The sequence below is a fragment of the Paracoccus sp. MKU1 genome, from assembly GCF_001447385.1.
Taxonomy (GTDB): Bacteria; Pseudomonadota; Alphaproteobacteria; order Rhodobacterales; family Rhodobacteraceae; genus Paracoccus.
Window position 1 is genome coordinate 1 of record NZ_LLWQ01000021.1, and the last position, 6,908, is coordinate 6,908.

At 60.0% G+C, this 6,908-nt stretch carries 9 protein-coding genes and 1 pseudogene; 9 read left to right on the forward strand and 1 reads right to left on the reverse strand.

Features of this window, described 5'->3' with window-relative positions:
- Nucleotides 1-161, reverse strand: a pseudogene (locus AQY21_RS01860) (IS21 family transposase); the annotation flags it as partial.
- Between the two features lie 287 nt (nucleotides 162-448).
- Here AQY21_RS01860 and AQY21_RS01865 point away from each other — a divergent pair.
- The 9 genes from AQY21_RS01865 to AQY21_RS01905 form a co-directional block, all read left to right on the forward strand.
- A complete protein-coding gene (locus tag AQY21_RS01865) occupies nucleotides 449-1,504 on the forward strand; it encodes an aromatic ring-hydroxylating dioxygenase subunit alpha (protein WP_036759107.1) in 1,056 nt (351 codons plus the stop codon).
- Nucleotides 1,505-1,509: 5 nt separating this feature from the next.
- A complete protein-coding gene (locus AQY21_RS01870; protein ID WP_238986667.1) occupies nucleotides 1,510-2,331 on the forward strand; it encodes a hypothetical protein in 822 nt (273 codons plus the stop codon).
- The gene (locus tag AQY21_RS01875) at nucleotides 2,328-2,861 is read left to right on the forward strand and encodes a Rieske 2Fe-2S domain-containing protein (protein ID WP_052096175.1); all 534 of its coding nucleotides are present in this window, start codon (nucleotides 2,328-2,330) and stop codon (nucleotides 2,859-2,861) included. The genes AQY21_RS01870 and AQY21_RS01875 overlap by 4 nt, the downstream gene beginning before the upstream one ends.
- Nucleotides 2,858-3,499: a glutathione S-transferase family protein gene (locus AQY21_RS01880; RefSeq protein WP_036759105.1), complete on the forward strand. Its 642-nt coding sequence runs from the start codon at nucleotides 2,858-2,860 to the stop codon at nucleotides 3,497-3,499. The genes AQY21_RS01875 and AQY21_RS01880 overlap by 4 nt, the downstream gene beginning before the upstream one ends.
- Nucleotides 3,496-4,443: a PDR/VanB family oxidoreductase gene (locus AQY21_RS01885; RefSeq protein ID WP_036759104.1), complete on the forward strand. Its 948-nt coding sequence runs from the start codon at nucleotides 3,496-3,498 to the stop codon at nucleotides 4,441-4,443. Before AQY21_RS01880 ends, AQY21_RS01885 begins: the two co-directional genes overlap by 4 nt.
- A gap of 1 nt (nucleotide 4,444) precedes the next feature.
- The gene (locus AQY21_RS01890; RefSeq protein WP_036759103.1) at nucleotides 4,445-4,678 is read left to right on the forward strand and encodes a hypothetical protein; all 234 of its coding nucleotides are present in this window, start codon (nucleotides 4,445-4,447) and stop codon (nucleotides 4,676-4,678) included.
- A 110-nt stretch (nucleotides 4,679-4,788) separates the two neighbouring features.
- Nucleotides 4,789-5,460, forward strand: a complete 672-nt coding sequence (locus tag AQY21_RS01895; protein WP_116171210.1) for a Rieske (2Fe-2S) protein — start codon at nucleotides 4,789-4,791, stop codon at nucleotides 5,458-5,460.
- 57 nt (nucleotides 5,461-5,517) lie between these two features.
- Nucleotides 5,518-6,372, forward strand: a complete 855-nt coding sequence (locus AQY21_RS01900; RefSeq protein ID WP_036759102.1) for an aromatic ring-hydroxylating dioxygenase subunit alpha — start codon at nucleotides 5,518-5,520, stop codon at nucleotides 6,370-6,372.
- A gap of 1 nt (nucleotide 6,373) precedes the next feature.
- On the forward strand, nucleotides 6,374-6,908 hold a 535-nt coding region (locus tag AQY21_RS01905), incomplete at its 3' end, for a glutathione S-transferase family protein (RefSeq protein ID WP_058096181.1).

Consider the following 6,908-nt stretch of genomic DNA (forward strand, 5'->3'; position numbering starts at 1 on the left):
TCCGCCTCCAGCCAACCCTCGATGATCGGGATGAACGGATCGAGCTTCGGGCGCCTGACCTCGGCCGTCCGCCGGTAGCCCGGAGGAACCGAGAACGTCATCATCTTTGCGACCGTGTCGCGCGATATGTTGAATGTCGTCGCCGCCTGACGCTGGCTCATACCAGCAGCACAGGCCTGACGAACCTTGAGATAGAGTTCCACGCTGTAGATCCTCCCATCCTCCCTGCAGCCGCAGAAAGGGAAAAGGTGGACGACTTTTACGCCGCCCGCAGCAGCACCATGCCGCCGCTAACGTGGACTAATTTCGCACCGCCATTCTCACGTTTCCGAACTGTCGTTCAAAATCCGAAACGCAAGGTACAATTTAATGCACTTTTTGAAACGCGCTGCCTTCCGTTAGGCTTTTATGAAGCAACTATTACAACGGTAGCTAACCGGGGGAAATAATGAACGCTTTGACTCCACTCACCGCAGATCAAAGCTATCTGCGCCATTTCTGGCATCCTGTCGCAACCGTGAACGAACTCGAGGCTGCCGATCCGGCAGGCAACGGTCCGATCGGTAGGACGCTTCTTGACGAACCACTGGTCATCGCGAAGCTGAACGGAAAATACGTCGCCATGCGAGACCGCTGCGCGCATCGCTACGCGAAACTGTCCGTCGGGAAGGTGCTTGAGAACAACCGCATCCAATGCCCGTATCACGGCTGGGAATACGGCGCCACGGGCCGCTGCGAGCTTATGCCGGCCTGTCCCAGCGACGCGATCCCGAAAAAGGCGTTTACGCCCGCCTATGCCTGCGAAGAGCGGTACGGAATCATCTGGGTCCGCCTCGACAGCTCGTGGGATTGCACGAACATCCCTTACTGCGAAGCTTGGGAAAACCCCGAATTCAAGCGTCAAATCATCGCGGAGCCCTACAACTGGAACAGCTCGGCCGAACGCCGCTGGGAAAACTTCACCGATTTTTCGCACTTCGCCTATGTGCATCCGGGCACCCTCTATGACCCGGCATATTCGGAACCGGCGATCGTGCCCGTTGACCGCGTGGGCGGCGAACTTCGCTTCTTCATGGAGCCGGGCCGCGACATGCTGGACACGCTGCCGGACGATAGCCCGCTGGGAAGCTGGAACTACCGGAACTCCATGCCGTTCAGCGTCAACCTGTCGATCAGGTTGTACAAGAACGACAAGCCTTTCCTACTCTGGACCACCTCCAGCCCAGTCTCGGAGAACTCGTGCCGCAACTTCATGATCATCGCGCATACCGAAGACGACTTGCCCGATAGCCAGCCGCTCAACTTCCAGAAGCTCGTCTTGGCCGAGGACCAGCCGGTCATCGAGACGCAGCCTGGCCCGATCTACTTGGACGAGGTTTCGCTGCCGACGGACAAGATCTCGAACCAGTACCGGAAATGGCTGCGCGAACTGTCCACTGCCGCGGCAAAGGGCGAAGAAGCGTTCAAAGCGGCCCTGTTCACCGACGTCACCGAAAGCAAGTGACCGGCATGAACGCATGTGAAGACGCTGTGGTTTGGAACCGTTGGTACCCGCTCGGGTCGCCAACGGACATCCGGCGGAGGAATGCGACAAGGACCCGGCTTCTGGGCCATGACATCGACCTGGAAATCCACAAGACCTGGATTTCCGCGTCGAGCGACTCCCGCCCTTTGCCGGTGACTGAGCGGCTGGGATATGTCTGGACTAGCCTGGGCAAGCCCGACGGACCCCCACAGCAGCTGCTGGAATACTACGAGGTTGATCGCTTGGTCATGAACATCTGGTCCACGCCCATAAAGTGTTCGGGCCTGCGGATCGTGGACAACGTGATCGACAACGCGCATTTCCCCTTCCTGCATCCCAACATCCTGGGCGACGAGAATCACCTGGATTTGGTTCCGGGAGAGGCCAGCGTCGATGCAGCGGGGGCGTTGTGGCTGAAGTCGCAGAAGGCTTGGCTGCCGTTGACGAACTCGGTCGCGGAATACACCTACCGGATTTCGGACCCGTATTCGGTAGTTCTTTTCATCCATCGCCCGTCTACACCGGGTCGATACGACTATCTCGGCATATTCGCACAGCCTTTGGATGAAGAAAACTTTATCGCGCACAAGCTGCTTGCATGGATAAGGGAAGACTGGATGGACGAGCGTCAGTTGAAAGCCGACCAGCAGATCATCTCGGCGCAGGACAAGTATGTTCTCGAGCGGCATGTCCACAAGAAGCTGCCGCTCAACGGCGCGGAGACCTCCATCGAGGTGGACAATTCTTCGCTGAGCTACCGCGAATGGCTGCGCGCCAACCATGTAACCTATGGGGCGATGACATGACCTCGTATGTTGTTGCACTCGAAAAAGACGTCCGCGACTATTCGATCGTCAGGTCAATGATGGGCGACAAGCCCTTGGTCATCTGGCGGGGCGCCAGCGGCGCGATCAACGTTTGGCTGGATCGCTGCCCCCACCGCTCCGTAAGGCTTAGCGCCGGACGGAACATGGGCGGATACCTCGAAGGCGTGTACCACGGCTGGCAGTTCGACGAATCGGGCAAGGTGACGCTGGTTCCCGCGCTGCAGGGACGCCCGTCCCACGACATAAGTGCGACCGTCTATTCCACGGCCGTGGCGGACGGCTTTGTCTGGGCGAGCGTGGAAGAATGCTTGCCCACGGGCAGCGGAGGCGAGCCTTGCTATCCGGTCCACATCGCGGCGCCGGTCGATCAGGTCAGGCTGCATGTCGATTCCAGCGTCGATCATCTTACCCCTTGGGGCGTCGATGGGACGATGGTTTACCCGACAGGCGATCCGGCGCAAAGGCGCGCGGAATTGTCAGCGATCAGGCGCAGATTGGAGGAGTCATGATACAGTTCCATGACTATCCACTTTCGGGGAACTGCTTCAAGGTCCGGTTCCTGCTGGAGCAGCTTGGCCTGGAATACCAGTCGATCCTTGTCGACTTTTATCCGGGATACGAGCACAAGTCGCCGCGTTTCCTTAACATAAACCCGCTGGGACAGCTTCCGGCCATCATGGATAAAGGTCAAGCGGTTCGCGATGCGCAGGCCATCCTGGTCTACCTTGCCGCCGCTTACGACAAGTCCGGCAAATGGTTTCCGCGCGATCACCAGGGCGAGGTCTATCAATGGCTCGCCTTCGCGGACCAGCTGACGGGCTCCATTTCGGCTGCACGGCTCCATGATGCGATGTTCTATCGGCTGGACGTGAGCAAGGCCCGGACCGAAGGCATCAAGCTGCTGCGGATCATCGACGAGCATCTCTGGTTCGCCGAAAAAGACGGCCATGACTGGCTGCTGCCGTTGCCGCATCCGACCATCGCGGATGTCGCGTGCCTTCCCTACATTGCACTTGCCGAAGAAGGTGGCATCGACTTGGCTCCATTTTTTTCCGTTTCGCGGTGGATGGAGCGCTTCATGAGACTCGAGAAGTTCAAGCCAATGCCCGGCATGATGCCTCTTCAAATGCCGAAGGAAACGCCATGAACACTCAACGGGTAAAGATCAGGCGGATCGTAGAGCAGACGCCGGAAATCCGTTCGTACGAACTGGTCCCCTGCGATGGATCGTCCGTCAAGTTCACACCAGGCGACCATATCGACGTCTGCGTCGGCGACGGCATCGTCCGCCAGTACTCGCTTTGGAACGCCCCCAAGGACTGCGATGCCTATCACATCGCCGTCAAGCGCGAAACGAACGGCCGAGGCGGATCGGCTGCGATGCACGCGCTGAACGAGGGCGACGAGATCGAGGTGGGCCTGCCACGGAACAACTTCGAGCTTCGGTCGGACGAGGGTCCGGTGATCCTGATCGCCGGGGGCATCGGCATCACCCCGGTGCTGGCAATGGCGCGCCATCTTCAGTCCGTAAGCCGCAAATGCGTCCTGCATCTGTTCGCCCGAAGCGCCGAACATGTGCCGTTCAAAAGCGAAATCGCCGCCCTGGACGAGGCTCCAGTCTATCTTGGCCTTGTTCCACCGACGCTCAACGCCGTTCTGACCGGGATCCTGTCCAATCCGCCCGCCGATGCTCGCCTGTATTTCTGCGGACCCGGACCCTTTATGGACCTGATCGAGCAACTGGCGAAGAACTGCGGCTGGAAAAGCGACCGCGTCCACCTGGAACGGTTCAGCGTCGATGCGGCCACGCTGGAACTCGACGGCGACAGCTTCGAGGTGGTGCTGCAGAAATCGGGTGTCACCCTGACGGTCGAGGAAGACCAGACCATCATCGGCGCTATGGAGGCTGCCGGGCTGGAGCCGATGACATCCTGCGAACAGGGGGTTTGCGGCACCTGCCTGACCACCGTTCTGGAGGGCGAACCGGATCACCGCGATTTCTACCTCAATCCGGCCGAGAAGGAATCCGGGACGCTGATCCTGCCTTGCGTGTCGCGTTGCAAGGGCAAGAAGCTGGTGCTGGACCTGTGACATGGTAACGCGGCGCGTATCTCTTGAGGGAGCTCTCAAGACCGAGTCCTGCCTTGCCATGGTCAGCCACTTTGCTCGGCGCCTTTCGTTGTCGAGCACGATCACAAGCGCGACCCCCAAGTACATCACGCTGATCCTGACCGGGGATGAAAGCCTTATCGACATGTTCGAGATTGCCTGCTGGCTCGGGCCGGACGACGTGAACATCGACACGATCACGCTTGAGACCGTCTGACGCGGTACAGAATCGAAGCCCGGCGCCGCCAAGGACGCTGAAACGGACGGGCTGGACTATAGCCCAACCGACCAGTGTCCAGGGCTTAAAACACAGAAATGGAGAGTGGAATGAAACCTTCAGAACTGGAAGCCGGGTGGTTCCCTGCCGGACTTCAGAACTACGTCCTTCCCAAGACGGCAGGACGTGTCATGATCGCCGACAACGACATCGCCCTGTGGCGCGGTGAGGACGGCCAGATCCGCGCATGGGAAAACAGGTGCCCCCACCGGGGCATGCGCCTGTCCTACGGCATCGTCCGGGGCAACACGCTGACATGCCTGTATCATGGCTGGTCCTATGACGGGGCGGGTGCCTGCGCGGGCATCCCGGCGCATCCCGACCTGACTCCGCCCAAGACGATCCGCGCCAAGGCCTATCGCGCGGCGGATTCCGGCGGGTTCATCTGGGTCGCCAATCCCGGCGAGACGACGGCGGCGCCATCGATCGACGGCGACTGGGTTCCCAACCGTTCGGTCCATATCGACCAAGCCCCGGCTAGCCTGAACGAGCTTGCAGATGGCATGGGCGCCGGCCTCATGTCGAAAATCACCGACCACGCCGCGATCGTCCGCGTTCCCGGTGTGGAGGGAGAAATCCTCCTTGCGTTCCTGGACATGAAGGAACACGGGGCGATGATCCACACCTCGGTTCCGGCCAGTGCATCGGAGGATGCCGCGATCGCCGTCAGCAAGCTGTCCACCCGTCTGCGGCAGGTATTCAAGGCATCAAGCGCCGCTTAATAGGCATCGCAGCCTAGCAAGTTGATCGTCTCACTTCGACAAGCGAGGAGAAACACTATGACACCCGACACTTTCACCCGTTCGCAATGGTATGCAATCGGCCGCCTTCCCGATTTCGAAGGTGCGGAAGCGAAACCCGTCCGACTGCTTTCGCAGGATCTGACCGTGAGCGACGCGGCTGGCGTTCTTTCGGTGAACGATGCCGATGGGCGCAGCCTTCTGACGCAGATCCGCTACGGCCATCTCTGGACCACGCTGAGCGATACGCCACGCCCGCTTTACGACATGCCTGAGTTCGACGAGCCGGACCGGCGTCTTGTGACCGTAGGCGGCGTGGGCGTTCGCTGCTCGGGACTGCGCTGCGTAGAAAACTTCCTAGACATGGCGCATTTTCCCTTCGTCCACACCGACATCCTCGGCGTGGAAGAGCATCCGAGCGTCGAGAGCTACGACGTCAGCATGGATGCGGAAAAGGACGAAATCTGGGCGACCAAATGCAAATTCTTCCAGCCCATGGCTTCGGCGGCGGCATCGGGCGGCCAGATGACCGAATACAAGTATCGCGTCCCGCATCCCTATTCGACGATCCTGTACAAGACCTGCCCGATCCGAGAGGATGTCTGGGATCTGGTCGGGCTGTTCATCCAGCCCGTGGAAGAGGACGAGTGTATCGTCCACTCGTTCATTCTGGTCTTTGACGAGGAAAACACCGACACTGGCCTTCTCCACTTCCAGCAGAACATCTTCCTGCAGGACCGGATGATCCTCGAGAACCAGGTTCCCCGGAAGCTGCCGCTCGATCCCCGTTGGGAATTGCCGACCCGCGCGGACGCGTCCTCGATCGCCTACCGCCGCTGGCTGAAGGCCAATGAACTTCAGTGGGGGGTCGCCCTCTTCAACGAGGCGGCATGAGATGAAGCTGTTCGACTATGTCCTGTCCGGCAATTGCTACAAGATACGGCTGTTGCTGGATTTCCTTGAGCTTTCTCATGAAAAGCAAGCCGTGGACTTCTTTCCGGGGCGTGAACACAAGTCCGATGCATTCCTCCAGATAAATCCGCTGGGACAGATCCCGGTGCTGGAGGACGACGGAGCCTATATCCGGGATGCGCAGGCCATTCTCGTGTATCTCGCCTCGCGCTACGATCCGACGGGAACGTGGTGGCCAGTCAACGATCCGTCCGAACTGGGTCGGGTCGCGCAATGGCTGGCCTTCGCGGACAGCATCACATCCACGGCCTCGGCGGCGCGGCTGCATGACGTGCTGGGCTATGACCTCGACGTGGCGCAGGCAAGGGCCGGCGCTCACAAGCTGTTCCGGATCCTGGATGACCATCTGGCCAACCAGGAGCTGCAAGGGTTCAACTGGATCGCGGGATCGAACCCCACGGTGGCGGATGTCGCGTGCTTCCCCTATGTGGCGCTGGCAGGGGACGGCGGCATCGAGC